Source organism: Paraburkholderia phenazinium, assembly GCF_900100735.1.
GTDB classification, from domain to species: domain Bacteria; phylum Pseudomonadota; class Gammaproteobacteria; order Burkholderiales; family Burkholderiaceae; genus Paraburkholderia; species Paraburkholderia phenazinia.
Map to the genome: position 1 here is coordinate 192,229 of NZ_FNCJ01000015.1, position 26,998 is coordinate 219,226.

Below are 26,998 nucleotides of genomic sequence, written 5' to 3' on the forward strand. Positions count from 1 at the left end.
TATCGCGAGGAAGCGCTGATGAGAGTCCTCATCGCAAGGATGAACCACGAGACCAACACGTTCTCGCCTGTCGCAACACCGCTCGAAGCGTTCGGGCGCAACGGTCCGAGCTACGGCGAAGCGGCATGGCGCGAGAACAAAGGCATGCAGACTGCGATGGCCGCGTTTATCGATGCAGCCGAGCGCGAGGATGCGCAAATCGTGACGCCGGTTTCGGCTTCCGCCAACCCGAGTGGACCAGTCGCGGCGGCCGCCTACGACGCGATCTGCAACGCGATCGTCGCGGCCGCGCCCGGTTGCGATGCGGTGCTCCTCGATCTGCACGGCGCCATGGTCGCGGAAAACTCGGCCGACGGCGAAGGCGATCTGCTCGCGCGCGTGCGGGCTGCCCTGCCGCAAGCGCCCATCGCGGTGGCGCTCGATCTGCATGGCAACGTCACCCAGAAGATGATCGACAACGCCGACGTCATCGTCAGCTTCAAGACCTATCCGCACGTGGATATGTATGAGACCGGCGCGCACGCCGCCCGTTTGCTGTTCGATCTGATCCATCGGCGGGCGCGGCCGGTGATCGCGTGGCGGCAGCCGCCCCTGCTCACACACACGCTGCGCAGCGCGACCGCCGAAGGGGCGATGAAACGTGCGGTCGACGCCGCGCGTGCAGCCGAGGCCGGCGGGATGCTGGCGGTATCGGTGCTGTCGGGCTTTTCGCTGGCGGATATCGCGGCGCCTTGCATCAGCGTCGTGGTCGTGGGCGACGGCGATCGCGCCGCTGCGGAACAGGTCGCGCAACGCATCGCGCAGCAGATCTGGGACGAGCGCAATGATTTCTTTTATCGCAGCGCGGCACTGGCAGACTCGGTCGCGCAGGCAGCGAGGCTTGCCGACGGCGCCGACAAACCGGTGCTATTGCTGGATCACGGCGACAACTGCATGTCGGGCGGCACGTGCGACACCATGGATCTGCTCGCCGAAGTTCTCAAGCAGGGCCTCGACGGTGTGGTGAGCGGGCCGCTTTGCGATCCCGAAGCTGTCGCGGCATTGAATGACGCAGGCGTAGGCGCCACTGTGACGCTACCCGTAGGCAACAAGCTCGCCGGCAAGGCTGTGCAGCCGCAATCGCCGATGACAGTGACGGGTGTGGTGCGCGCACTCACGGATGGCGAATACATCATCAGCGGTCCTACCTATACCGGTCAGCGCGCCTTCATGGGACGCGCCGCTGTACTCGATATCGGCCCGGCAACGCTGGTCGTCACCGAGCGCACGCATGAACCGTGGGACCTGGGTGTGTTCGAAAGCGTCGGTATCGATCCACGGCGCGCGCGCTTCCTGCTGCTCAAATCGCGGATGTATTGCCGGCCGGTATTCGTGCCGATTGCCGCGGCGCTGGTGGAATGCGACAGCCGCGGGGTGACGAGTTCGGATTATGGGCTGTTCAACTTCGAGCGGATAAAGCGGCCGGCTTATCCGTTGGATGCGGGTGCAACGTGGCCAACGCGTCCGGCGCAGTAATGGCGCAGTCGAGACAGCTTATGCGTCGCTCGACATCCGCGCCTTCAAGAACTCGATAAACAACCGCGTCCGCGCCGGCAGCAAGCGCGTTTCCGTAATCGCATGCACCTGCACGGGCGCGAGGCTCCACTCAGGAAGCACGCGCACCAGCCGGCCGAAGGCGACCTCGTCGCGTGCGAGTAGCTCGTCCAACGCGGCGATGCCCATCCCTTGAGTCGCCAGCGAACGGCTGAGGCCAACGCTGTTCATCGCGAACCGGGTGGGCGTCATCACCTCGACCGTCTCGTCGCCGCGATGCAGCGTTCGCCATGTTTCCCCCTGCCGCGTGGCCCCCTGGGCGACGCACAACACATGCTGACTGAGATCGTCGGGATGACGCAGCGGCGGCGCCTGCTCCACATAGCCAGGCGCCGCATACAGGTACCTCGGCACCAGCGCGATGGGCCGTGCCACCAGCATCGACGGCGCCGTGGGCGGCGGCCCCATGCGGATGGCGAGATCGAACGGCTCGGTCTGCAAGTCGATACGGCGCGGCGTCAGGTCGAATTCAAAAGCGATCAACGGATACGTCCGCGCAAAGTCGGCGAGGATCGGCGCGAGGCGCCCGGTGGCGAGATCGACGGGCATCGAGACCCGTAGCGTGCCGGTGGGCCGCTCCGCCACATCCAGCAGCGATTCATGTGCAATCCGCGCTTCCTCGACGATGCTCTGGCAGCGCTTGAAATACACCTCACCAGCTTCAGTCAGTTCCACCTTACGGGTCGAGCGGTGCAGCAGCCGCAAGCCGATAGTCTTCTCCAGTTCCGCAATATGCCGCGAGAGCGTCGAATTCGGCATATCCAGCGCCTCCGCCGCGCGGCGAAAGCTACGGGTGCGCGCCACTTCGACGAACAGGCGCATATAGCTCAACAGTTCCATGCCGATTGCTCCACTGATGGATCACTGTATTCAATTATAGGTCTTTATCTCTCTGATGGATCAGTCCATTCTGTCGATACACCCTCACTCGCCAAGGAATCGACATGAACCCGCTCTACCAAAGCACCCGTATCGGCCGCCACACCTTGCGCAACCGCCTTGTCATGGCGCCGATGACCCGTTCACGCGCCGACGATGCGACCGGCGTGCCCTCGCCGCTCGCCGAGCAGTATTACGCCCAGCGCGCCAGGGCCGGCCTGATCGTGACCGAAGGCACCTTCCCGTCGCCGATGGGCAAAGGCTACGTGCGCACCCCCGGCATCCATTCCGCCGCGCAGATCGAGGCCTGGAAGCGCATCACCGCCGCGGTCCATGCCAAAGGCGGCCTGATCTTCCTGCAACTGATGCACACGGGGCGCATCTCGCATCCGAGCCTGCTGCCGGACCACGCAACGCCGGTTGCGCCCTCGGCTATAGCCGCCCAAGGCAAGGTCTTCACCGCCACGGGACCGCAAGACTTCGTGGTGCCGCGCGCTTTGGAAACCGAGGAAATTCCGGGCATCGTCGAGGAGTACCGGCTTGCCACGCGTCATGCTCTCGAAGCGGGTTTCGACGGCGTCGAGTTGCACGCCGCCTCGGGCTACCTGCCGGAGCAGTTCCTGTCCTCCGGAACCAACCAACGCACCGACCGCTACGGCGGCTCGCTCGCCAACCGTGCGCGCTTCGTGCTGGAAGTGCTGAGCGCCATGGCCGAAGAGGCCGGCAGCGATCGCGTCGGCATCAAGATCGCACCGGAGATGGGCTTTAACAGCGTGAGCGACGCAGCGCCGCAGGAAACCTATCAGTACCTCGTGCAGCGCATCGGGGAGCTCAAACTGGCCTACCTGTACGTCGCGAAAACCAACAGCCCATTCGACTACCGCGCGCTCCTGCGGCCCCTGTTCAACGGCCCCTTGCTGCACGGCGGCGGCCTCGACAAGGACAGCGCGCAAACGCTGGTCGCCGAGGGCAGCGCCGATGCGGCCGTATTCGGCAGCCTGTATCTCGCCAACCCGGATTTGCCGCAACGCTTCCTGAAGGACGCGCCGCTCAACACACCCGACCGTGACACGTTCTACTCGGCCGGCCCGCTAGGCTACATCGACTACCCCGCTCTGGAGAGCGCACAATGAACCGGGCCATTGCAACCGCGCCGCTCGCGCAGATCGCATGACCGACTATCGGATCGCCATGGACTCGTTTCAATTCGGTATCCGAAATGAGTCCATGCACTTTGGGCAAATCCGCTCAAAACATCGGAAAGTGTCATGAAAAAATAATCTAAAAATGATGTTGCAGCGCAGCATTTAAACGCCTATGCTGAGTCAGCGGAGCTTGGGGCCTGCGTGCCTATCGGGCCCTCTAACTGCGGAGGCATACATGACACATCCGCGCATAACTGATTTGACGCTGCACGTATTTGAACAGGAGGGTGGCTGGCATTGGGCCCTCACCACCGAACGACTGCGCGGCGCCGGCAAGAAAGTGGTTGCCTATAGCGAGGAGGTGTTTTCCTCGCAGGCGCAAGCACGTGCCGACGGAGAACGCGCCGAAGGGCAATGGGAGCGTGACGGCGGACTGCGGCGCTCGGAGTTGGCATAGCGGCAGTACGCGAATCGAAAGGTAACGCTTTGTTTCTTTTTCTGCCGTTGACGAGCGCCAAACGCTGACGCGCTAGCCTTCCTTACACAATATCTCGTGAACGCGGTGCATATGATCCGCAGTCTGCTTTTGCAGGTACGCGATCGCTTCCTTGATCCGCTTCGCCTCGCCTAGCTGAAACGCATACTCGCGCAGCAGCGCTTCGCTCGTCACCTGGTCATTCAGCGTGCCGAGTTCATCCTGCACCACGGTCAGGTGCTCGATCACGGCCTGATGGCCGCCATCCAGAACCGGCGCGAAGAACTGCAGCAGGTAGCGCAGTTTTTTTCCCGCGATTCTGACCTCGTGAAGCGCGCCGTAATCTGACTCCTTCGCTGCAATCGCGCGTTTCACGCGCTTTTTCAAGGCTTTTTCGGCGACTTGCACGCGCTCTTCGGCAAAACCCGTAATGGGCTGGCCAGCGCCGTGCGCCTCGAGTTGTGCTCGGGCGGCGGCCACTGCCTGCTGCAGGATCCGCTCGACACCCGCGTTGCCGATTGCCCTCAAACTGAACGACAAGGCCTCGGTCCGGTGCGCCTCGATGGCTTCGATCAGCCACGCAAACGAATGCTTACTCGATGGTGCTGCGGGCGCTATGAGTTCGTGCAGAACGTCCCAGTCGCGCGTCCTGCCGGCAGCGTCCGCCAGCGACTTGAACTCGCGGCGTTGCAGTTTCGCATCGTGTTTGTCGAGTAACGGGTCGTAGGCCCACCAGAGTGTTCGCAGGCGACGCATCGCCACCCGCAGCTTATGCAGGTCCTCAGGGTCGGCCCCACGATCGAGCTTATGCGCTCTGTCTAGCGCCTCTCTACAAATCGACTCGGCGAGCAGCACGAACGCCTCGGCAACCGTCATTGAAGCGTCGATCAATCCGATACGGCCAGGGCTGGCGGCGGGCGATGGCGGACGGGTGTCTGTCGATTCGGTGGCATCCGGACGAGTGCTCATCATAGGGTGCGCCTTCTGGGCTAGGGTCCTTTTCAATCCTACAACGTACGACCGCCGCGACCAAACCGAACTCAAACAATATTGCCGCGTGACATCAAAAGGTAATGAATTCGTGGGGCATTTTGACCTGGCAAAACGAAAGCAACGATCTGCCGAACCCGCAGCGAAGCTCGATGTCGAAGCCACGGAACGCATGTAGGTGACATGAAGCGACTTGCAGCGAGCTTACCGTGCCATGCATGCCGGGTATCGAAACGACATCAACCAAGGAGTTGTCTATGGCTAACCAGCTTGGCGAGATTCAGCATATCGTGGTCCTGATGCTGGAGAACCGTTCGTTCGATCATATGCTAGGTTTTCTTTATGCGGACCAGCAAAATCAGTCGCCTTCGGGCCAGCCTTTCGACGGGCTGACCGGTAACGAATCCAATCCTGCTTCGAACGGCGAAGCGGTCAAGGTGTACGCCATTCAGGCGAGCGACAGCAACGCCTATTTTCAGCCTGGCGCCGACCCCGGCGAAGGCTATAGCGCGACCAACTCGCAGTTGTTCGGCACGGTGGCCGCGCCCTCACCGCCGGTCGCCACCAATCAGGGTTTCGTGACCGATTACGCCTATACGCTCGGCTGGGAATCGAAGAAGCCGAGTTGGTCCGTGTTGCCGGACACGGTTGCCTCGGACATCATGGGGATGTTTACGCCCGACATGCTGCCGGTGCTCTCGGGTCTTGCGCGCGGCTACGCCGTGTGTGACCAGTGGTTCAGCTCGGTGCCGACCGAGACCTTGCCGAATCGCGCGTTCGTGTGCGCGGCGACCAGTCAGGGGCACATGGACGACAACACCAAAACCTATACCTCGCCGAGCATCTTCGGCTTGATGTCGCAACACAATCAAGGCTGGGCCATCTACGGTTATAACCAGGCGCCACTCACACGGCTCAACTTCCCGGACACGACCAACGCGTCCGACGCTCACTTCGGCCTGTTCACCGATTTCCAGGCCGCCGCGCGAAACGGCACACTGCCGGCTTATACGTTTCTTGAACCGAGTTGGGACGCCGCCGGCAACAGCCAGCATCCCAACTACGATGTGGCCTTGGGCGAGCAATTGATCCACGACGTGTACTACGCTCTGCGCAGCAACGCGGCGCAGTGGAACAAGACGCTGCTGATCATCACCTATGACGAGCATGGCGGCTGTTACGACCACGTCGCGCCGCCGTCGGGCGCCGTGCCGCCGGATAACTCCGCGGGCGAATACGGTTTCGACTTCAAGCGCTTCGGCTTACGGGTGCCGACCGTGCTGGTCTCGCCGCTGATCGAGCCAGGTACGGTGTTCCGCGTTCCACCGGGCACGATGCCGCTCGATCACACCTCGATCCTGAAGACGGTCGAAACCCGTTGGGGGCTGCCTGCCCTGACGGCGCGCGATGCCGCCGCTCCCGACGTGGGCAATGTGTTGACGCTCACTACACCGCGCAGCGACGACCCGCTGGCTTCTGTGACCGTGCCGACCTCGGGCGGCAGCAACAGCGCGGCAGAGCAGCCCTCGCATCTGCAACAGGTGCACGCCGAGCTGGTGTCGCGCTTGCCGGTGCCGGATGCACACGGCGGCACGTATCATCAGATGCCGGCTTTGCGGACCAACGCCGATTACGCGCATTACATTGCTTCGCGCACCGAAGCATGGCTTGCGAGCCGCAAGACGCTGAATACTGTGCGCGAACACAGTTGAGTGAGGCGGTGCAAGCGCGGGCTAGCCACTAGCCCGCGCTTCTGCTTCAGGCAAGCTGATTCTTCAGGCCCAGCACTTCGATCTTCTCGATGCTCGGCGGCGCCACGAACAACTCGTCGGCCCGCGCCATCAGTGCCTGGGCAATCGACCCTTCGAGGTGAGCCTGACGGCCCGCCTCATCAGTAAACGCATCGAACACCCCAAAGATGTGCTCCGAAAGCTTCAGGGCAAACCAGATGGGCGTGGTGGCTTCCTGGTTCGCCAGCGCGAGCCCGGTTTCCAGAAATGCGGCGACCTCCGACTCCTTACCGGGCCTGGCTTCAAAACGTGCGAAAAGTGCGTACTTGATCATGGTCCTGCTCCGTCTTTAAGGGCATCGCAACGTTTGCGACAGAAGCCACTTTACAGCGTGGACGGCATCTGGGATGCTGGCACGATTGACATCTTTGGTATCGATCACGCCATGAACATCACGGTCCTCGCGCTGGAGGGAGTCTTCGATACGGGGCTCGCCATCGTGCTCGATGCATTGAGTACGGCCAACGAGCTGGCGGCCATGCACGGCTGGTCGAATCCGCCATTCACCGTGTCCGTAGCCAGCACGCGGCGCAGGGTAAAGAGTTCGCAGCGTCTGAGCGTGCCCGTGCTGCCGCTAGCAGAGTGCCCGCAGCCTGATCTGGTGATCGTGCCCGCACTCGGTTACAAGATGCCCGAGGCTTTACAGGAGGCCTTGGCGCGCGCAGATGTCGTCGAAGCCTGCGAGGCGCTGCGCGCTTGGGCAGCGGCTGGCGTACGCATCGCCGCGGCGTGCATCGGCACCTTCGTACTCGCCGAGAGCGGCCTGCTGGATCAGCACGATGCCACCACCACGTGGTGGCTCGCGCCGCTGTTCCGGCAGCGCTACCCCGCCGTACGTCTCGACACGAGCCATATGATCGTCAACGCTGGCCCCTTCGTCACCGCAGGCGCAGCGCTCAGCCATATTGACATGACGCTCTGGCTGATTCGCCAGAGCAGTCCGGAACTGGCCGCGCTGGTTGCCCGCTACCTGGTGGTGGATTCGCGGCCGTCGCAATCGGTCTACATCATCTCGGATCATCTCGCGCATTCCGATCCGCTGGTCGAACGCTTCGATCGCTGGGCGCGCCAGCACATGACCGAGGGTTTCAATCTGGAGCTTGCCGCAAGTGCACTGGCGACCAGTAAGCGGACACTGGCGCGGCGCATTCATGAGGTATTGGGCAAGACGCCCGTGACCTATGTTCAGGACCTGCGCATCGAGCAGGCCGTGCATCTGCTGAAGACCAGCAGCAATAGCGTCGACAGGATTGCCAACCTGGTGGGCTATGCGGACGGCGTGACGTTGCGTACGCTGCTGCGCCGCCGTTTAGGCAAAGGCATACGCGAGATCCGAAGCGCGTAAGCGTGTAAGCGAGTGGCGAGGCGCGTCAGCCTCGGACTCCCGGACTTACTGCGTCACCCTATCCTGCGTCATCACCAGTGCGAGCGATGAAGAAAGAATCGAGCGCGCCAGTTCGTCATCGTCCACGGCTCGCGCCAGCGTAATCGCGCCGACAATCGTCGCGACGATGCCCAGCGCGGATTTTTCATCTTCGCAGGAGGCGGCCTGGGCAACCAGCGACGTCAGTTCGCGCAAATACTTCGTCAACAGCGCCCGCACATCGGCGCTGGCGTGCCGCGCTTCGCCGGCCAGCGCGCACAGTGCACAGCCGTTGCCCGGATTGTCGAGGTGCTGCTCATTGAGAAAAGCCTCGGCAATCGACTGCAGCGGCGTATCCGCACGCTTGCCGGCATCGATGGCGCGCGCCGCCATGCGCTCCTCGCTCTGTGTCAGCGCGTACTCGAGCGCTTCCACAATCAACGCATCGCGCGACGAAAAATGCCCATAGAACGCACCGTGCGTGAGCCCGGCGCTACGCATGCAGTCAGCCACGCCGAGCGCTTCGATGCCGTGCTCGCGAATCTGCCGCGACGCGTTCTCCAGAACGCGTTGCCGGCTCTCAGCCTTTTGTGCCTGCGAATAGCCCATTTTTTCTTCCCTTCCGTCCACGTGTGACGCTTGACAATCTGCATGATGAGGATAATACTGAAATTGTGCATGACGATCAACATGCAGATTTCAGATGTTGACGATGCTCGTGATGTTTCGATTGCGGCTGCCGTCCGGCGCCGCGCAGCAGGTTTCAGGCTCTCGCGACGCGAGCCTCCGTGGCATCGGCCACGCTCTCGCCGCGCCTACACAGGAGAAGGAAGATGCGTTTTACAGGGAAAACAGCGCTCGTCACGGGCGGCAATAGCGGGATTGGTTTTGCGGCGGCAAAGCGGTTGGTCGCCGAAGGCGCTCGGGTGGCCATCACGGGGCGCGATCGCGCCAAACTCGACAGCGCGGTGTCGGAGCTCGGGCCCAATGCGCTCGGCATACAGGCCGATCTCGACGATCCCAGCGCAATCGACGCGATGATTCAACAGATCAAAGACACCTACGGCTCGCTCGACATCGTCTTCGCCAATGCCGGCATCTCCGGTCCGACACCGCTCGGCGGCACAACCGCTGCCGCTTTCGAAGCCGTTCTGCGCACCAACCTCACCGCGGTCTTCCTCACGGTCCAGGCGGCTTTGCCGTTGATGGGCGCCGGCAGCTCGATCATTCTGAACGGCTCGGTGATGCGCGAACTCGGCTCGCCGGGTTCGGCGGCATACTCCGCGACCAAGGCGGGCATCACAGGGATGGCGAAGGTGTTTGCAGCCGAACTGGTGACGCGCGGCATCCGCGTGAACACGGTGATCCCCGGCGGCACGCGCACGCCGATCTGGACCCGCGGCGCGCGAGCCGGTGCGACCCTCGACGGGACCGAAGCAGCGCTCGCACCACGTATTCCGTTGGGCCGTCTCGCGACGCCGGAAGAAGTCGCTGCGGCTGCGCTCTTCCTCGCCTCCGACGATGCTGCGGGGATTACGGCTGCGGAAATTGTCGTGGACGGTGGTACAACCGGTGCGCCGTGGGGCTCGCAGGCTTTGGGTCAGGCATAACACGCCGGATAGGAAGCCTAATCTTTCTATGTTGGGCTTCGCCCGCCGCATGCGCTCGATGGCGAGCGTCGCGCGGCGGGCGCAGACGGCCCCGCGTGCTTAGAAGCTATGCTTGATGCCCGTGACAATCAGCACCTGGTTGTTCGTCGAGGAGGCCTCGTCGAGCGTCGCCTCATGGAACCTCGACCGCCGCGTTCCGCTCGAGAGGTTGCTCTTGCCGTCCGTATAGGCGTAGGCCAGCCCAACGAGGAACGCCGGGGCGATCTGGTACTGCCCGTTGATTCAGGCATGCGCCACTTAGCGCCGCTTCATGAGCCAGATAAAAAAGACCCCGCCGATTGCGGCCGTCGCGACGCCGATCGGCAAGTCCTCCGGCGCGATCACCGTGCGTGCGGCGACGTCGACCCAGATCAGGAAGATCGCACCCAGGAGCGCCGTAACCGGCAGCAGCCAGCGATGATCGGCACCGACAAAGCGGCGCGCGATATGCGGAATCATCAAGCCGACAAAGCCGATGGAACCGCTCATCGCGACCATCACCCCTGTCATCAGCGAAGCCACTACGAACACCTGAATCCGCAATGCCGATACGTTGATGCCAAGGGTCGCGGCGGTCTGGTCGCCCGCGATCACGGCGTTCAATGAACGCGCCGTCGCCGTCAGGAACACGAAGCCGGCAGCGAGGACAACTGCGGGAATCGCCAGCAGGCTCCAGCGTGCGAGACCGAGACCGCCCAGCATCCAGAACAGCACCGAGGACGTGGCGCGGTGATCGCCCAGAAACAGCAACAGGTTCGCCATCGCCATCACGAAGAACGACACTGCGACACCGGACAGCAGCAAGCGGTCCGAATTCAGCCGTCCATGGCGCATCGCCACCGCCATGACAATGAACATGGCCAGCAAGGCGCCGATGAAAGCCGCGATCGGCAGCGTGGCAATGCCGATCGTTTCGCCTAGATACAGAATGACCGTCACGGCGCCGAGCGTCGCGCCCGAAGTCACGCCGAGCAGATGCGGATCGGCCAGCGAATTGCGGGTGACGGCCTGCAAGACCGCGCCGACCAGCGCGAGTCCGGCCCCGACCAGGCCGCCGAGAATCACGCGTGGGAAGCGGATCAGCCAGACGATCGTGTCCTGTCCGCTCGACCATGCCCCCGTGCTCTCGCGTCCGGCCAGCAAGCGCAGCGCGTGGCTGGACAGAACCTTCCATGTCACTGCCGGCGCAATCTGCACCGGGCCGATGCCGATTGCCATGGGCACGGACAACGCCAGCAGCGCCAGCAGACAGATCAGCAGCAAGCTGGAGCCGTAAGCCCGCTCGCCCGAGGCAAACCATGCCCGGGTCGCCGGCGTGCCGCTCAGGCTGTCATGGCGTCGCATGAGGACCCGTGTGTAGCGTGGGAGGGATGGCGCAATGCCGGGCTGTCATGGCTGGAACGCCGCCGGATGCAGTCCTTTCGCCAGCGTGCCGATCGCGCGCACATTGGCGACACCTGGGGTCGCGTCGTCGTAAGGCAGGACGATGAAGCGGTTGTTCTTCACGGCGTCTATCTGGTTCAGAGCCGGGTTGTTACGCAGGAATGCTTCCTTTTGCGCCGCGGTGACGCTGCCGTAGTCGACGATCACAATCGCTTGCGGATTGCGCGCCACCACCGTTTCCCAGTTCACGCGGGTCCAGCTATCGTCGAGATCGTCCATTACGTTGCGCCCGCCAGCGGCGGCGATCAATGCGGTTGGAATCGCTTCCCGGCCTGCGGTAAACGGACGGTCCTCACCGCTGTCGTAGACGAACACGCTAACCGGCTTGCCGTCTTTGGCCGCCTTCGCGGAGACGGCCTGAATCCTGGTCTGCATGTCCTTGATGAGCGCATCGGAGCGACTCTCGACATTGAAGATCTTGCCGAGATTGACGAGGTCGCGATACACATCGTCGAGCGAGGCCGGTGGGCGCTTCATCACGTGCGCACACGATTCGGTCAGCTCATAAACCTGAATACCGAGCGGCGCCAGCGTGGCAGGCGTGACCTCGCCGCCCACTTTCATGCCGTAATTCCAGCCGGCGAAATAGAAATCGGCGTTCGCGCCGACCAGCGTTTCGACCGACGGATACGCCTTCGACAGCTCAGGCAGCGTGCCGAGCGATTCCTTCAGTTCCGCGGTGCCGGTGTTCCAGCCGCTCACGCCGGTGTATCCGACCATACGATTTTTCAGGCCGAGCGCGATCATCATGCCGGTCAGGTTCACGTCATTGCTGATGGCCCGTTGCGGCGGCCCTGCAAACGTGACGTCGCGGTTGCAACTGCGGATCGTGACCGGGTAGGTGGTCGCCGAAGCGTTCGACATGATTGCGGCGGCCAGCAGGCCGGCGGCCAGCGCTCCGCTCACGCGGCGGGCCAAGGAGTGCTTAAGCACGGGAGTGTTCTCCATGAGTGAGTAGAGTAATGCGGGGATAGCGGGACACTGGGTGCGCATCGACGATCGCCGCCACGCCGAATACGTCGGCGAGCAACTGCTCGGTGAGCACTTCATGAGGCGTGCCATGCGCGACGATCTCGCCGTGGTGGATGACGTACAGACGGTCGCAATAGGCCGCGGCCAGGTTCAGATCGTGGATCGTCGCCAGCGTGGTGATGCCCATACGGCGCACGAGGGCGAGCAATTCGATCTGATGCTGAAGATCGAGGTGATTGGTGGGCTCATCGAGAATCAGCAAGGTCGGCTGTTGGGCAAGCGCCCGCGCCAGCAAGACGCGTTGCTTTTCGCCGCCCGAGAGGGTGTAGAAATTCCGCTCGTGGTAAGCCGACATGCCGACCTTCTCGAGCGCGGCGTCGACAATACCTGCGTCGTCAGGCGTATCGCTGCTAAAGAGCGTCTTGTGCGGCGTGCGTCCCATATAGACGACATCGAGCACGGTCAGTCCGAAATCTTCCGGAAACTCCTGCAGGACGACTGCGGCGCGCTGGGACTGCCACTTCGCCGATTTCTTCCAGACATCTTCGCCGTCGATCTCGATGGTCCCAGCGAGTGGCGTGTTGAAGCGAAATGCACACCGCAACAGGCTGGTCTTGCCGCTGCCGTTCGGTCCGACCAGGCCGACGAACTCGCCCGGCTTCGCCGCCAGACTGACCGCCCGAAGAATCCTGGACGCGCGCTCGCCGTTCGCGACGGGCGACCAGTCGATTTCGGATACGAGCAATGACGACATGCATGCCTCTTTCATGGAAGCCAGCCTCGCAGGACGAACGAACGCGCGCACAAATAGCCGCGCAACAGGCTGCAGGCCCGGGGCTTTAGCCGCGGGCAGCGGAAATCAATGGTGTGGTGTAGTGCTCACCTGCGAGCCTGATGACAGGCGGGCACGCCGGTCATCCACGTGTTGTACGGACGCGGACGAGCAAGGAGCGAACGGTCCGGCTGGCAGCCAGGAGCGCGCGAAGCATGGGTCATACGAACATCTCCTGGGGATAGCGCGCCCCGAAGTCGAGAAGAGGGATACGACGCCGAGGTCTGACTTCCGGTTTCGCTTGAAACCGGTCACAGTGGCGCGACCGCGCTGGATTTGCACCAGCTTCCACGAGTCGTACGGGTGGTATTTTACGTGCGAATCGGTACCCGCTGAATTTATTCTGATGCAGGCGGCGAACGCACATCGCGTGTTAAGCGGCGTAGTACTTCAGCCAGAAGGCTTCGCGGCAGGCATTGTCGAAATTCTTTTTGGCCGGGCTCACGCGCGACCCGCTGGGCTGCTCGATCACTTCATAGCTGATCCAGCACTCGGCGCATACCAGTTCAGTCGGAAACTGATCTTGCTCGACCACGCGACGAATCACCACGCCGTTGTCGAACGTATAGCGCGTTTCTTCTTTCTGCACGTCGAACCCCTGATCCGACCAGCTATCGCGCTGCACCGTTTGCTTCAGGATAGCGACGGGACTCACGTGCCCGTGGATCGCGCTGACGTAAGTGACGAGTTTATCCATAGCCTCATTCCTCTGGAATACATACCAATGTGCTGCCGACTTCGCGCACTCTAATCCGTATGACGACGCTTCGAGAAATAGCGCGCCGGCGATTCGCCGAACGCCTTGCGAAACATTGCGATGAAATTGCTCGGCGTGGCGTAGCCCAGCGCATCCGCCACACACGCCACCGCTTCGCCGTTTGCGAGCTGCTCGAGCGCAAGCGCGAGGCGCGCCTGCTGACGCCACTGCACGAAACTCATCCCCGTCTGCGCAGCGAAGTGGCGGCGCGCCGTGCGTGCAGAGAGACCGGCCCACGCCGCGAGCTCGTCGAAGGTCCGTTCGTCTTCCGGATGCTCAATCAGCAGGTTCGCGATCGTCAATAGACGGCGCTCGGCAGGCAACGGCAAATGCAGCGCTTCACGGCGGGCGAGACGGATTTCGTCGAGCAGCACCCCAACGATGCGCTCCTGCTCGGGTTGCAGGTCCGCCTCTGCGGTCCAGCTCGCGGCGCGCCGCACGAGGGCGCGCAGCATCTCGCTCACACCCATTACACAGGGATCGCTGGGCAGGCCATGAAGCACATCCGGCCGTAGCATCACCCCCCACCCGCTCAGCGCACCGCTCACGCTCGCCTGATGATCGACACCCGCCGGAATCCAGCCGGCGCGATGCGGCGGCAACAGCCACGAGCCGCGCGCCGTGCGAACCTGCACGAGGCCGCTTTCAATGCAGAAGAGCTGGCCGCGTACGTGGCGATGCCAATCGTATTCCCGCGTGCCCAGACGGAATTCGTTTTCAGGTGCGTCGGTGCCCCAGAACGCGTACAACGCGGGGCCGTCTGGCCGATCGCTTAGATCTGTCATGCACTTGCCCCTCCAAGTCGAACCGGGCCAACTTTGGCCGAATTTCATTGTTTATCGTCCGACTGTCATTATCGGGCTAACGCGGTAGGCCGTTAGCCTTGACAGTATGGGCAGGAGGGGAATGGCCGCTCCTGCCGCAACGGGAGAACGGATGCAACAGCGGCATGTTTCGATCATCGGCGCGGGCCTGGGCGGCTTGTGCCTGGCACAAGGTCTCAAGCGGGCGGGGATCGCCTTCAATGTCTATGAGCGGGACCCTGGGCCCGCCAGCCGCAGCCAGGGATATCGGATCAGGATCGACGCCGATGGGCAGCGCGCCCTTGCACAGTGCTTGCCGGCGCATCACTACGAACTGTTCCGGCAAAGCTGCAGCGTCTCGACTAGCGTCCGGTTCCTGAACCCCTGCATGGAGCCGATCGAGGGGCGGCCGGCGAGAACCTGGCGCGTACCGGTACCGGATGCGGCCGGCGAGCCTCAGGCTGAGCTTCCCGACCTCAGCGCAAACCGGCAGAGCTTGCGCGAAATCCTGCTGTCGGGAATCGCGGACCGGGTGCATTTCGGCAAGACATTTCAGCGCTTCGACGCCACCGCAGACGACGAGGTACGCATCCGCTTCGAAGACGGCGCAGAGGTGACGTCGACACTGCTGGTCGGCGCCGACGGTGTGAACTCCGTGGTACGCGGCCAGCTCGTGCCCTCGGCGCGGCCTGTCGACACCGGTGCGGTCTGCCTGTACGGCAAGTCGGTCGTGACCCCGGCGCTGCGGACCATCATCGGCGCCGCCTTGAGCAAGGGCACATCTGTGATCTTCGCCGACGGTTTCGCGGCGATCCTGGATGCCATGCAGTTCTCGGCTCCGCTGCCCGTCATCGCGGCAAGGATCGCCCCGGAATGCCGGCTCAGTGCGGTGGATGACTACGTGTACTGGGCCTTCATCGGGCCGCGCGCCACGCTAGGCGTCGGCGCGGCCGAGTCGGCCGCCCCGGCGCGCCTGACGGCGCTCATCGCGAGTCTCGTGCGCTGCTGGCATCCGCAACTGCGCACGCTGTTCGCCCACAGCGACACCGACACGCTCGCAATGCTGCCGGTTCGCAGCGCAGCACCAACGATCGCAACGTGGCGCCCAGGTCCGGTGACGCTGCTCGGCGACGCGATTCATGCGATGAGCCCGGCTGGCGGGGTCGGCGCTAACACCGCGTTGCGCGATGCCGCGGCGCTCGCCGAAGCGATCTCAGTGCCAAGCGAGCTGGGGAACGCCGTATCCGCCGTATCCGCCTATGAGGCCGCGATGCGCGAGTGGGCGCAGGCCGCAATCACGGCTTCCGAAGACGGTGCACGCCGTTTGTTCGCTGCCGTCAATACTAGCGAAGCGTAAAGGAGAGCTATGGAATCAATCGTCCGCTTTATCGTGCATGATATCGAAAACTTCCCGATCGTCTGGTCGCGCCGCGCCGCGATCACGCCGGGCTATGCCGTGCAGTGGGAGCGCGAAATGGATGCGCTGACGGCGCGCGCCGAGCCGTTCGTGATCATTTTCGAGGAAGACCAGCCCGACGAGATGCACGAGGATCGCAAGATGCGAGGCATCTGGCTCAAGCGCAACAAGCTTGTCCTCGCGGAACAGTGCAAAGCGGTGCTGGCGATCGAACCGGATGCCATTAAACGGAGTGCATTGAAAGTGCAGTCCGCCCTGGCCGCGCGAGCCTTCGGCGTCACGATGGATGTCGCGGCGTCCGCGGAAGATGCGCGTTCGATGGCGTATGGCCTGCTCGGCGAACCGGCGCGTTAATCCGGAACGGGCCGGGAGGGACCGAGCGAGCGAAACAGCGCTTTACGCCGCAAGTTCCGCACGATATCGTCGCGCTGCGGGACGTTCAGATTTGACCGAAGCGGGTAGCCGCGTGGCGGCGTCGACTGGACTCGCCGCCTTACGGCCCCTCTTCTTCGTCTGACAATCTGGATCATTCATGCTTCGATTCGAGAATCTGTGCAAACGCTACGGCGAGCACACTCTCTTTCAGGGACTGCGTTATAGCGTGGACGCAGGGTGTATTGCACTGAACGATGAATCCGGCAGCGGCAAATCGACCCTGCTTGGCATCCTCGCCGGGGAAATCGAGCCCGACGCCGGCGAGGCCTGGCTCGATGGACATTCGCTGCGCACGGCCCCGCTCGCGGCGAGGTCCGCACTCGCGTATGTGCCTGAGGACTGCCTCGCGTCTTCGCTGCAGACCGGGCGCGCGTTTCTCGAAGCCGTCGCCGCGCAGCGGAACACGGCGCTCGACAAGCGCACGCTCGAACTGGCCGACCGCTTTGGCCTGACACCGCATCTGGAGAAGCGCTTCGAGCAAATGTCGTTCGGCACGCGCAAGAAAATCTGCCTGACTGCGGCGACGCTCGGCCGGGTTGCCGTCGTCATTGCGGATGAGCCAAGCGGCGGACTCGATGCCGCCGCGCGCGCCGTCCTGGTCGACCTGTTCAAGGAGCTGGGGCGAGACCGCGTGGTGTTCTTCACGAGCTACGACGCGGCACTGACGAGCGCCTGCGAGGCGCAAGCAATCAGTTTCGCGGATCTCGCTGCGCGCGGCTGAGCGGCGGGCCGGACGCAACGCATCCCCCTTCTAGCCGCGGCGGCCCAAGGTATCCGCGCCGCGTCACGGATGCAACGACAGGCCCTTGACGGCCTTATCGACCATCTTTCTAGGCCCGCGCAGCGCGATCCCCACCACGTCGGGCCGGTCTGCGGGCTCGGCATGGAACGCCGCCCGGTTGTCGTCGTCATTGCCTGTGGAAAACATCGCTTTCACGTACACCGCGAGCGTCAACTCCCGTTGCTGGCCCTGTTGAAATGCCCTCAGTAATCCGGCTGCGTCACCGCCGTAGATCATGATGGGCTGCCCGAGCAACGCAGCATATTGCCTGCCGTTCGCGTCCGCGTAGGGCTTTCCAATCGCCTCGGGGGCGGTCGCCGCGATCCCGGTTGCCAGAAACGCGGTGACATTGAGTTTCTGCCACGACGCGAGGTCATCGCGAACCACCAGCGCGACTTTTGTATCGAACTCCATCCCTTCCATCCTTTTGCCAATTCACGTGGATGCATCCTGCGGGCCAAGGCGGCCGTGTGGCTGACGCGGCGCGATACCCCCGCTACGCAGGACCCCAACGGTCCCATCGGACCGCTTCGTGGAAAGACTAATCGTAGTTTGGCGCTCAGTCTGGAACGTTTGTGCAGCGCTTACTGTAGTGAGCCGGCGTCAGCCCGTAAGCGCGCCGGAACCAGCGGCCGAGATGGCTCTGATCAGCAAAACACAGCGCATGCGCAACCTCGGCCGGCGCCACGCCTCGGGCCAACCATTGGCGCGCTTTGGCGAGCCTCAACTGAATCAGGTAGGCGTGCGGCGCAAGCCCGAAGCTCGCCTTGAAAGCACGCGTCAGGCGGAAGCGGTCGACTCCGCAGGCCATTGCCAACTCATCGAGTCCAATATCGTCGTGCAAATGTGCGTGCAGGCATTCGCGCGCGCGTTGTGCGACCTCGGGCAAGCGGGGATCGCGCTGATGATGCAAACGCCAGTCGAGATGGCGGGTCAGGCTGTCGAGCAAGCTGTCGGTGGCGGCCTGGCGCGCGAACCGGGTCTCTTCGCTGCGCAACACGCGAAACAACCTTGCAATCGCCGTAGCGAATGCAATATCGTCGATCAGGGTGGCGGGGAACTGCGGCTGGCCCGTGACCGGCACCTCATCGGACCAGGCTCTCAGTTCGCGCATGAGCCAATCCGGCTTAAGGTAAAGCATCGAGTAAGTGAAGCCGCCCTGCGCCGGAGCGTGGCCGTCGTGGATATCGCCAGGCTCCAGCATGAACACATGGCCCGGTGTGCTATGGAGACGCGCGCGGCGGCATTCGAACTGTTGCACGCCTTGCTCGGTAAAGCCGAGAAGATACGCGTCATGCCAATGTGGATCGTAGGCATGGCCTTCGAAATGCGCACGTAGCGTTTCTATTCCGGTGCTGGCGTGCTGACGTAGGTCGACCCAGTTGTGTGCGCCCTTCATGGCCTCGCCTCCTATCGGGTGGCCCACCTGTCCTGTACGTAACGCGCCATCCGGCGCCACGGCGGATCGGCAAACAGGATCAGCGCCCCCAAAGCCAGGCAGCCGCAAAACAGGAAGGTGCCCCGGTAACCCACCCCAGCGACCAGCAAGCCGGACAGCACGCCGGAGAGGATCGAGCCGACGCGAGCCGAATTGAAGAACAGCGCCGTCGCCGCGCCGGGCGAGCGCGGCATCAGATCCTGCACGTAGGTCATGCCCAGGCACGAGGTCACGGCCACCACGAACGCATTGAGCGCCTGCATCGGGATCAGGAACGAGATCGAACTGGCCGCCGCCACGCAGATGAAATACAGCATATGGACACCCGCGCACGCGGCCAGCCAGCGCAGCTTGTTCAAGCTCGCGCCACGGGCGCCCAGCGCGAGCATCATCGGAATTTCGAGGAAGGCGCCTAGACCGAGCATGATCGACACGTCGATGCGGGTGCCGTGCAGCCCATGAACCACATAGAGCGGCAGCACGATCATGGTCGCGTTGGCGGCGAGGCCGATCAGCGTCAGCGCCAGCACCGAGCGCCAGATCACACGCGACGGCGCCACCGGATGCACAAAGTCCGGCTCGACCGGCACTTCCGGTTCGACCGTCGTGACTTCGAGCGAGGATGCCGGGTCGCCGGCGACATGATCCGGCGCGCTGTGCAAGTCTCCCCCCGGCGCCTCGTGCATGCGCCAAATGATCGCGCCGCAGGCGGCGAAGCACGCCGCCGCAAACAGAAACAGCCCATAGAAGCCGGTGCCGGCCAGAACCAGCGCCCCCACCGAGGGCCCGAATACCCATGCGACCGACAACACGGTTCGCAGTGTCGCCGTGGCAAAGGTCCGCTCCGCTTCGTTCGTGACGGGCAACGCGGCGCGGCCGAACGAGAACACCAGTGAGAGCGCAGAACCGCCCGCGCCGAGAAACGCAATCCCAATTATTAGGAGAGCCCGGTAATCGCGCACGAAACACAGCAACAGGAAACCGAGTGTCGCTGCACCCAGCGCCGCTAGCAACAGCGTGCGGTGATGGCCGTTGCGATCGGACCACTTGCCGGCCCAGGCGCTCGCCGCCACCCCGCTCGCGGCAATCAGCGTCATGAAAAGCCCTAGCTTTAGCGGCGTCATCCCGGCGCGCTCGACGCCGAATAGAGACAGATAGGGGGCCGTAAACGACATGGCGACCCCGAGCATCAGGGTCGCGCCCGCCAGTGACATGAACGAAGGGATGCGCGTGAGACTGACGAGCCGGGAGTAGTTCATCGATGACGCGAAGTAATGCTGACTGCATACATCGTCGCGCGAGAATCCGCTCAGCGCACGCAGTTGGCTAACGGCAAGGGAGCGCGCACCGATATCCCCAAAAGTCGGCCGGTACAACGCACGGGTGAACCGGCAGTATGCCAAAGCTTGCTGAAACGCGTTAGCGAATCGGTCAGCGGCGCCAACGCACGCGGATTCACGCTGTTACGTCGCATGTGCGAGTTCGCGGCTCTGCCCGGCGCTCTAACGAAAGCCACTAGAGGCAAGTCGGGATCGAGCGCTTGTCCGAGCCCAGAACGCAAAACGGCCCCTCCGGGGAGGGGCCGCTCTTTGCACCAGGCGCGTGACGCGCTTAGCGGGACATCATGTTCATGCTGACGTTATGCATGATCCACAACGAACCGACAATCAGAATCACGGCGGTCAGCACGGTAAAGCCGAACGCCATGACATTCCAACGCTGTGCCGACGAAGTGTTCATATGCAGGAAGAACACCAGGTGCACGATGATCTGCACGAACGCCAGTCCGGCAATCGCCAGCAGCGCGCTATTGCCGGTCAGCGAACCGGTCATGATGATGCCGAACGCCGCAGCAGTCAGCAGGACGGACAGGATGAAGCCGGCCGTGTAGCTGCCAAAGCTGCCATGGCTCTCACCCGAGTGAGCGGTATGGCTATGATCCATTTAAATCACACTCGTAAGGTAGACAAAGGTAAAGACACCGATCCAGACGATGTCCAAGAAGTGCCAGAAGAGGCTCAGGCACGTCAGGCGCGTCAGTTCGCGCTCGGTCAGCTTAGGACTGCGGATCACCTGAACACTCAGGACGATCATCCACAGCAGGCCGAACGTCACGTGCAAACCGTGTGTGCCGACCAGCGTGAAGAACGACGACCAGAACGCGCTGCGGTCCGGACCGGCGCCTACCGCGATCAGGTGCGCGAATTCGCGCAGTTCGAGCACGAGGAACGACACGCCGAGCAGGAACGTCACTGCGAGCCAGCCGAGCAACATGCCCTTCTTACCCTTGTGCGCGCCGATCATGGCGAAGCCGTAGGTGATCGAGCTCAACAGCAGCGCGGCTGTTTCCAGCGCAACGCCTGGAATCTCAAACAGGTCCTTGGCGGTCGGGCCACCGGCGAACTGGTGGCTCATCACTGCGAAAACCGCAAACAGCGAAGCAAAGATGATGCAGTCGGTCATCAGGTACAGCCAGAAACCGAACACCGATTGCGACGGCACGTGGTCCGCGTCGTGATGGACGTCGTGCCCTAAAGTAGTCGTCTGTGACATTAATCCACCTCTGCCAATTCAAGCGCCTTACCAGCGCTACGTCCTTCTTCGATCTGGCGAACCGTATCGGCCGGAATGTAATAACCGTGGTCGTCGCTGAAGCTATGGACGATAACCGTACCAATCGCCCCGACGATCCCGACGATCGCCAGCCACCAGATGTGCCAGATTGCTGCGAAGCCGAGCACCAGGCTGAACGCGGCGATAAAGAAACCAGCGCTCGTGTTCGACGGCATGTGAATGTCGCGGTACACCGGCTTGGTCTTCTCAGTCTTCGCACGCTGCTTCATGTCGGTGAACGCATCCAGCTCGTGCACCGTCGGCACGATCGCGAAGTTGTAGACCGGCGGCGGCGAGGTCGTCGACCATTCCAGCGTACGGCCATCCCACGGATCGCCCGAGACGTCGCGGTTTTCCGGCAGGTTGCGGTCGCGAATGCTCACGAAGATCTGCAGCAGTTGGCACGCAATACCGATCGCGACCAGCACAGCACCCACTTCAGCCGCCAGCAGCCACGGATGCCATTGCGGGTTGTCGTAGTGATTCAGACGACGCGTCATGCCCATGAAACCAAGCACGTAAAGCGGTGTGAAGGCGACCCAGAAGCCGACTTGCCAGAACCAGAACGAGGCCTTGCCGAGCTTTTCGTTCAGCTTGAAACCAAACGCCTTCGGGAACCAGTAGTTGAAACCAGCCAGATAACCGAACAGCACGCCACCGATGATCACGTTGTGGAAGTGAGCAATCAGGAACAGGCTGTTGTGCAGCACGAAGTCCGCGCCCGGAATCGCCATCATCACGCCGGTCATGCCGCCGATCGTGAAAGTGACCATGAAGCCGAGCGTCCATAGCACCGGCGTCGTGAATTCGAGGCGGCCCTTGTAGATCGTGAACAGCCAGTTGAAGACCTTCACGCCGGTCGGAATCGCAATGATCATGGTCGCGATGCCGAAGAAGGCATTCACGTCCGCACCCGAACCCATCGTAAAGAAGTGGTGCAGCCACACGAGGAACGACAGCACCATGATCCCGCAGGTCGCATAGACCATGGTCTTGTAGCCGAACAACGGCTTCTTCGCATACGTCGCGATGACTTCCGAGAAGATACCGAACGCCGGCAGGATCAGGATGTACACCTCCGGATGGCCCCACGCCCAGATCAGGTTCAGGTACAGCATGGCGTTGCCGCCGCCTTCATTCGTGAAGAAGTGCATGCCGAGGTAGCGGTCGAGGCCGAGCAGCGCCAGGGTGACCGTCAGAATCGGGAACGCAGCCATGATCAGCACGTTCGTGCACAGTGCCGTCCAGGTGAACACCGGCATCTTCATGAACGTCATGCCAGGCGCGCGCATCTTGACGATCGTGACAAAGAAGTTGATCCCGGTCAGCAAGGTCCCGATACCCGAGAGCTGCAAACTCCAGATGTAGTAATCTACTCCCACACCCGGACTGAACTTCAGCTCGGAGAGCGGCGGATAAGCCAGCCAGCCGGTCTGCGCAAATTCACCGATCACGAGCGAGATGTTAATCAGGATCGCGCTGACTGCCGTCATCCAGAACGACAGCGAATTCAGGAACGGGTATGCCACGTCGCGTGCGCCGATCTGCAGCGGCACGATCAGGTTCATCAGGCCCACCATGAACACCATCGCCATGAAGAAAATCATGATGACGCCGTGCGCGGAGAAGATCTGATCGTAGTGATGCGGCGGCAGGTAGCCGGGGTTGTGATACGCGAGCGCCAATTGCGTACGCATCATGATCGCGTCGGCGAAGCCGCGCAGCAGCATGATCATCGCAACCACGATGTACATGACACCGAGACGCTTGTGGTCAACCGAGGTGAGCCATTCGGTCCACAAGTAGCGCCACTTGCCGAAGTACGTCACGGCGCCGAGCACCGTAACCGCGCCGATGCCCATCAGGGCCGCGGCGAACATAATGATCGGCTCGTGGTACGGAATCGAGTCGAGGGTTAATTTACCGAACATGCGTTACCCCTTGGCCTTGCAGTTACTGTTGTCCTGCAGATCCAGGACGTTGCCGTTGTTGTATCGGGCGATGATGTTGTGGAAGAGCTTCGGATCGACCGACGAGAAGTAGGTGACCGGCTCTTTTTCGCCCGGCTGCGACACGACGTTGTAGCGGTTCATGTCGAGGCTGTTCGACGATGCGCGCACCTTGGCGACCCATGCGTTGAACTCTTCAGGCGACTGGGCAAGTGCGCGGAACTTCATGTCCGAGAAGCCCTTGCCGCTGAAGTTAGCCGACTCGCCTGCGTAATCGCCGGCTTCGTCAGCGATCAGGTGCAGCTTCGTCTGCATGCCTGCCATCGCGTAGATCTGGCCGCCGAGCTGCGGGATGAAGAACGAGTTCATCACCGAGTCCGACGTGATATTGAAGTTGACCGGCGTGCCAACGGGAATCGCGAGCTGGTTGACCGACGCGATGCCGAGATCCGGGTAGATGAAGAGCCACTTCCAGTCGAGCGCAACCACTTCGACGTTGATTGGCTTGACGCTCGATTCGAGCGGACGGTACGGGTCGAGCTCGTGCGTGCTCTTCCAGGTGAGCACGCCAAGGAACAGAATGATCAGCGTAGGAATGGTCCAGATCGCGATCTCAATGCCCGTGGAATGCGACCAGTTGGGACGGTATTCCGCGCTCTTGTTGGACGCGCGATAGCGCCATGCAAACAGCAGCGTCATCGCGATGACCGGAATCACGACGATGAGCATGGCCCATGTCGATGTAGCGATAAGGTCACGCTCCGCCGCGCCCACGCTGCCTTTGGGGTTCAACAGATCGAGGTTGCTGCAACCTGAGAGCAGAGTTGCCAGCCCGATGGCGGCGGAACTCATCGCCCCTCGTAGAGTCTTTTCTTTCATATCGATTGCCTGCTCTTTACGACTTTAGTGAACATCATCCGACCGCTCTCCATTAGTAAGCGGTCGCATAGTAAAGCCCCGTTATCTCGACATAAAGAACTTTTTTTGCAACGATCTTTTGTGAGCCTCGTTTGTGCGACACGTTGCCGCACAAATGCTGCGCACATGACCGGTGCTTGCCTTATATCAAGCGATAAAACGACTGCTAACGCTATGAACCGCGAGCCAGTAACGACCGCACATCCAGGCGGCTGCGCGCGCTTAGGTACAACAAAAACGAACGCGCCGTGTCCGCTGTGACGGACACGACGCTGTTAAACATTCCCTTCGATTAGCCCGGCGCGTGTGTTGCGTTTACCGCAGCACGGGCTTGCAAACGTTCCGCATTTTCGACAGCCGCAGACTCGACCGGTTGAGGCGAGCGATTGGTCTGTGCGAGCAGGCTTGTCGACGACGGGGTGATCGCATCCGTGAACGGCTTCGGATACACGCCAATCGCCAGCACCAGCACCGCCATCACACCCAGCAGCACGAATTCGCGCTTGCCAAGGTCGGTCAGTTTCGCAACACGGGCATTAGCAATGGCGCCGAAGATCACGCGCTTGTACATCCACAGCGTGTAGGCCGCGCTCAAGATCAAAGTCAGCGCCGCGAGTGCGCCGATCCAGAAGTTAAAGCCGACCGCACCCATCAGCACCATGAACTCGCCGACAAAGCCAGCCGTGCCCGGCAGGCCGACGTTCGCCATCGAGAACAGCATCACGAAGACCGCGAACTTCGGCATGGTGTTGGCCACACCGCCGAAGGCGTCGATCGAGCCAGTTTGCGTGCGGTCGTGGAGCATGCCCGTGCACAGCAGCATCGCGCCGGAGACAATGCCGTACGAGATCATTTGCATGATCGCGCCTGCCTGGCCCAGCGGATTAAAGATGAACAGGCCCAGCGTGACGAGGCCCATGTGCGACACGGACGAATACGCGAGCAGCCGGCGAATATCGGTTTGGACGAGCGCGAGGAGGCTCGAGTAGATCACGGCGACCAGCGAGAGCGTGATCATGGCCGGCGCGAAGAAGTGGCTCGCTTGCGGAGTGATCGGCAATGCGAAGCGCAGCAGACCATAGCCGCCGATCTTCAGCATACCGAGCATCACCGCGGCGCCCGTCGGGCCGTCGAGGTGGACGTCAGGCAGCCAGGTGTGGACCGGCCACATTGGCACCTTCACCGAGAAGGCTGCGAGGAAGCCGAGGAAAATCAGCATCTGCGGCACGAAGCCCAGTTGCGTATTGCGCCAGATCTCGAGGTCGAAGCTGTGTGTCTGTGCAAACAGATACAGCATCGAGAGCAACATCATCAACGAGCCGATGAGCGAGAAGAAGAAGAACTTGACCGCCGCGTGTCGGCGGTTCGCGTTACCCCACGTACCGATCAGCAGGTACAGCGGAATCAGCGTCGCTTCAAAGAAGACGAAAAACAGCATGCCGTCCTGCGCACTGAAGACGCCTTGCATGAAGCCCGACAACATAAGGAAGGAGCCGAAATACTGTGCGCTGCGCTCCGTAATCGACTCCCAACCCGCCACCACGATAATGACCGTTGTCAGCGCTGTCAGCGCGATCAGCCATAACGAGATCCCATCCACGCCGAGGTGCCATGCAATATCGAACGAAGGCAGCCACTTGACGTTCTCGACAAACTGCAGCGACGGCAGACCGTTCTGGAAACCCATGACCAGCGGGATCACAGGCAAGAGGCCAGCGATCGCACCAATGAGTGCGAGCCAGCGGGCACGTCCGGGGGAACCCGAACCCACTCGCAAAACGATGATGCCCGCCACGATGGGGACCCAGATCAGAAGGCTTAGAAGCGGTGCGGATTGCATTTGTTCTTTAAAGGGCTAAAGCAGGAAAAACGTCCGGATCAAGGCCGTCACATTGAAAGCATTGAAATATAAATTACATTCTGGTTGCGCCCGACAGGCGCAGCACTCGATTCGGGGGCCAGGTCAACGCGTCCCAATGACGCACATACGTCAAGGGTTAACGAGGATAACCTGAAATTAAGATTTTTGCAGCGCCGCAAACACATGCGAAGCGATTAGTGCAGTAGTCAATAGACTCTATTGCAGACTTAGGTGTTGCGCGCATGAGACGAGATGTGCACCTGCACAAATTTCAGACGTTTTTGTCGGCAAAACGTCCTGTTTTGGTGCACGGCAGAGGCAGTTTGAATTGATTAACGAAGTTGAAAGCTAGCAGTGTATGTGACTAATTTTTCTTTACAAATAGAAAGCTAATTACCTATCGACATTCACAAAGCTTACAAAAACACTTCTCTCACCTATTCTTCAATCTCGGCTCGTGCCGACGCATTTCGCTTGGGTTCCGGAACCCAGATTTTGGACGGTTGCTATTGATGGTGTTTTCGTAAACGCAAAAACCCCGCCTTTGTTGGGCGGGGTTTCTGGTCTTGCTAGAGAGCCTGACGATTACCTACTTTCACACGGGAATCCGCACTATCATCGGCGTGGAGTCGTTTCACGGTCCTGTTCGGGATGGGAAGGGGTGGTACCGACTCGCTATGGTCATCAGGCATGACTTGTTGCCGTGTCGCCTTTGTGGGCGGCACAGCCAATCTGGAAGAAGTAGCTGAGAGGATGCCTCTCGTTTGATGCGGGTTGTGTTGTTTCTGGCACAACACTGATCACTCAACCTGTGCGTGGTGTCCTGCCCCCCTTCGGGGGTGGGATCACTGTAAGAGCTTTGCATGGGCCCGGAGTAAGTGCTAAAGCACTCACT

Annotated in this window: 26 protein-coding genes, 1 rRNA gene and 1 riboswitch; of the genes, 9 read left to right on the forward strand and 18 right to left on the reverse strand. The window is 61.9% G+C overall.

Going from position 1 to position 26,998, the window contains the following annotated elements; all coding sequences use genetic code 11:
- The first annotated feature begins 18 nt into the window (after window positions 1–18).
- Entirely contained in the window at window positions 19–1,515 is a 1,497-nt protein-coding gene (locus BLQ92_RS28315; protein WP_090689512.1) for a M81 family metallopeptidase, read from the forward strand.
- An 18-nt stretch (window positions 1,516–1,533) separates the two neighbouring features.
- Here the strand turns inward: BLQ92_RS28315 and BLQ92_RS28320 are convergent, their stop codons facing one another.
- The gene (locus BLQ92_RS28320; RefSeq protein WP_090689515.1) at window positions 1,534–2,433 is read right to left on the reverse strand and encodes a LysR family transcriptional regulator; all 900 of its coding nucleotides are present in this window, start codon (window positions 2,431–2,433) and stop codon (window positions 1,534–1,536) included.
- 104 nt (window positions 2,434–2,537) lie between these two features.
- Here BLQ92_RS28320 and BLQ92_RS28325 point away from each other — a divergent pair, with 104 nt between their 5' ends.
- Both BLQ92_RS28325 and BLQ92_RS28330 read left to right on the forward strand, forming a co-directional pair.
- Window positions 2,538–3,605, forward strand: coding sequence for an alkene reductase (locus BLQ92_RS28325; RefSeq protein ID WP_090689518.1), 1,068 nt, complete (start codon window positions 2,538–2,540; stop codon window positions 3,603–3,605).
- 247 nt (window positions 3,606–3,852) lie between these two features.
- Window positions 3,853–4,074, forward strand: a complete 222-nt coding sequence (locus BLQ92_RS28330) for a hypothetical protein (protein WP_090689521.1) — start codon at window positions 3,853–3,855, stop codon at window positions 4,072–4,074.
- Between the two features lie 72 nt (window positions 4,075–4,146).
- Here BLQ92_RS28330 and BLQ92_RS28335 read toward each other — a convergent pair whose 3' ends face one another.
- A complete protein-coding gene (locus BLQ92_RS28335; RefSeq protein ID WP_090689524.1) occupies window positions 4,147–5,256 on the reverse strand; it encodes a CHAD domain-containing protein in 1,110 nt (369 codons plus the stop codon).
- Window positions 5,257–5,339: 83 nt separating this feature from the next.
- Here BLQ92_RS28335 and BLQ92_RS28340 point away from each other — a divergent pair, with 83 nt between their 5' ends.
- Window positions 5,340–6,794, forward strand: a complete 1,455-nt coding sequence (locus tag BLQ92_RS28340; RefSeq protein WP_090689527.1) for an alkaline phosphatase family protein — start codon at window positions 5,340–5,342, stop codon at window positions 6,792–6,794.
- Window positions 6,795–6,840: 46 nt separating this feature from the next.
- Here BLQ92_RS28340 and BLQ92_RS28345 read toward each other — a convergent pair whose 3' ends face one another.
- Complete coding sequence (locus tag BLQ92_RS28345) at window positions 6,841–7,146, reverse strand: putative quinol monooxygenase (RefSeq protein WP_090689530.1); 306 nt, start codon at window positions 7,144–7,146, stop codon at window positions 6,841–6,843.
- Window positions 7,147–7,257: 111 nt separating this feature from the next.
- Here BLQ92_RS28345 and BLQ92_RS28350 point away from each other — a divergent pair, with 111 nt between their 5' ends.
- Window positions 7,258–8,217, forward strand: a complete 960-nt coding sequence (locus tag BLQ92_RS28350; RefSeq protein WP_090689622.1) for a GlxA family transcriptional regulator — start codon at window positions 7,258–7,260, stop codon at window positions 8,215–8,217.
- 45 nt (window positions 8,218–8,262) lie between these two features.
- On the opposite strand, the gene BLQ92_RS28355 is transcribed toward BLQ92_RS28350, so the two are convergent.
- Window positions 8,263–8,844, reverse strand: coding sequence for a TetR/AcrR family transcriptional regulator (locus BLQ92_RS28355; RefSeq protein WP_090689533.1), 582 nt, complete (start codon window positions 8,842–8,844; stop codon window positions 8,263–8,265).
- A gap of 224 nt (window positions 8,845–9,068) precedes the next feature.
- On the opposite strand from BLQ92_RS28355, the gene BLQ92_RS28360 reads away from it, so the two are divergent.
- On the forward strand, window positions 9,069–9,845 hold the full coding sequence (locus tag BLQ92_RS28360; RefSeq protein ID WP_090689535.1) for an SDR family NAD(P)-dependent oxidoreductase: 777 nt from the start codon (window positions 9,069–9,071) through the stop codon (window positions 9,843–9,845).
- Between the two features lie 297 nt (window positions 9,846–10,142).
- On the opposite strand, the gene BLQ92_RS28365 is transcribed toward BLQ92_RS28360, so the two are convergent.
- The 5 genes from BLQ92_RS28365 to BLQ92_RS28385 all read right to left on the reverse strand — a co-directional run bounded on the left by BLQ92_RS28365 (window position 10,143) and on the right by BLQ92_RS28385 (window position 14,673).
- A complete protein-coding gene (locus BLQ92_RS28365; protein ID WP_425194964.1) occupies window positions 10,143–11,210 on the reverse strand; it encodes a FecCD family ABC transporter permease in 1,068 nt (355 codons plus the stop codon).
- 63 nt (window positions 11,211–11,273) lie between these two features.
- On the reverse strand, window positions 11,274–12,260 hold the full coding sequence (locus BLQ92_RS28370) for an ABC transporter substrate-binding protein (RefSeq protein ID WP_244106454.1): 987 nt from the start codon (window positions 12,258–12,260) through the stop codon (window positions 11,274–11,276).
- Window positions 12,253–13,053, reverse strand: coding sequence for an ABC transporter ATP-binding protein (locus BLQ92_RS28375; RefSeq protein ID WP_090689543.1), 801 nt, complete (start codon window positions 13,051–13,053; stop codon window positions 12,253–12,255). The genes BLQ92_RS28370 and BLQ92_RS28375 overlap by 8 nt, the downstream gene beginning before the upstream one ends.
- A 244-nt stretch (window positions 13,054–13,297) precedes the next feature.
- Window positions 13,298–13,448, reverse strand: a riboswitch (adenosylcobalamin (AdoCbl) riboswitch).
- A 56-nt stretch (window positions 13,449–13,504) separates the two neighbouring features.
- On the reverse strand, window positions 13,505–13,828 hold the full coding sequence (locus BLQ92_RS28380) for a hypothetical protein (protein WP_090689546.1): 324 nt from the start codon (window positions 13,826–13,828) through the stop codon (window positions 13,505–13,507).
- Between the two features lie 50 nt (window positions 13,829–13,878).
- Window positions 13,879–14,673, reverse strand: coding sequence for an AraC family transcriptional regulator (locus BLQ92_RS28385; protein WP_090689549.1), 795 nt, complete (start codon window positions 14,671–14,673; stop codon window positions 13,879–13,881).
- A 151-nt stretch (window positions 14,674–14,824) separates the two neighbouring features.
- Between BLQ92_RS28385 and BLQ92_RS28390 the strand changes: the two genes are divergently transcribed.
- The 3 genes from BLQ92_RS28390 to BLQ92_RS28400 all read left to right on the forward strand — a co-directional run bounded on the left by BLQ92_RS28390 (window position 14,825) and on the right by BLQ92_RS28400 (window position 17,264).
- Window positions 14,825–16,048 (forward strand): FAD-dependent oxidoreductase, encoded by a 1,224-nt coding sequence (locus BLQ92_RS28390; protein WP_090689552.1) that lies wholly within the window; start codon window positions 14,825–14,827, stop codon window positions 16,046–16,048.
- A gap of 9 nt (window positions 16,049–16,057) precedes the next feature.
- Entirely contained in the window at window positions 16,058–16,462 is a 405-nt protein-coding gene (locus tag BLQ92_RS28395) for a hypothetical protein (protein WP_090689554.1), read from the forward strand.
- A gap of 178 nt (window positions 16,463–16,640) precedes the next feature.
- Window positions 16,641–17,264 (forward strand): ABC transporter ATP-binding protein, encoded by a 624-nt coding sequence (locus BLQ92_RS28400; protein ID WP_090689556.1) that lies wholly within the window; start codon window positions 16,641–16,643, stop codon window positions 17,262–17,264.
- Between the two features lie 63 nt (window positions 17,265–17,327).
- On the opposite strand, the gene BLQ92_RS28405 is transcribed toward BLQ92_RS28400, so the two are convergent.
- The 9 genes from BLQ92_RS28405 to rrf form a co-directional block, all read right to left on the reverse strand.
- Window positions 17,328–17,738 (reverse strand): DUF2000 domain-containing protein, encoded by a 411-nt coding sequence (locus BLQ92_RS28405; protein ID WP_090689559.1) that lies wholly within the window; start codon window positions 17,736–17,738, stop codon window positions 17,328–17,330.
- 145 nt (window positions 17,739–17,883) lie between these two features.
- Window positions 17,884–18,723, reverse strand: a complete 840-nt coding sequence (locus tag BLQ92_RS28410) for an AraC family transcriptional regulator (protein WP_090689562.1) — start codon at window positions 18,721–18,723, stop codon at window positions 17,884–17,886.
- 11 nt (window positions 18,724–18,734) lie between these two features.
- Window positions 18,735–20,021, reverse strand: coding sequence for a sugar efflux transporter (locus tag BLQ92_RS28415; RefSeq protein WP_090689565.1), 1,287 nt, complete (start codon window positions 20,019–20,021; stop codon window positions 18,735–18,737).
- 352 nt (window positions 20,022–20,373) lie between these two features.
- Window positions 20,374–20,706 carry a cytochrome o ubiquinol oxidase subunit IV gene (gene cyoD / locus BLQ92_RS28420; RefSeq protein ID WP_090689567.1) on the reverse strand — a complete coding sequence of 111 codons (333 nt, stop codon included), beginning with the start codon at window positions 20,704–20,706 and terminating at the stop codon, window positions 20,374–20,376.
- Window positions 20,707–21,315 carry a cytochrome o ubiquinol oxidase subunit III gene (cyoC, locus tag BLQ92_RS28425; RefSeq protein WP_090689570.1) on the reverse strand — a complete coding sequence of 203 codons (609 nt, stop codon included), beginning with the start codon at window positions 21,313–21,315 and terminating at the stop codon, window positions 20,707–20,709.
- Window positions 21,315–23,306: a cytochrome o ubiquinol oxidase subunit I gene (cyoB, locus tag BLQ92_RS28430; RefSeq protein WP_090689573.1), complete on the reverse strand. Its 1,992-nt coding sequence runs from the start codon at window positions 23,304–23,306 to the stop codon at window positions 21,315–21,317. Before cyoB ends, cyoC begins: the two co-directional genes overlap by 1 nt.
- 3 nt (window positions 23,307–23,309) lie before the next feature.
- A complete protein-coding gene (cyoA, locus tag BLQ92_RS28435) occupies window positions 23,310–24,203 on the reverse strand; it encodes a ubiquinol oxidase subunit II (protein WP_090689576.1) in 894 nt (297 codons plus the stop codon).
- 331 nt (window positions 24,204–24,534) lie between these two features.
- The gene (locus BLQ92_RS28440; protein WP_090689578.1) at window positions 24,535–26,082 is read right to left on the reverse strand and encodes a complex I subunit 4 family protein; all 1,548 of its coding nucleotides are present in this window, start codon (window positions 26,080–26,082) and stop codon (window positions 24,535–24,537) included.
- A 597-nt stretch (window positions 26,083–26,679) separates the two neighbouring features.
- Window positions 26,680–26,792, reverse strand: a 5S ribosomal RNA gene (gene rrf / locus BLQ92_RS28445).
- Between the last annotated feature and the right edge of the window lie 206 nt (window positions 26,793–26,998).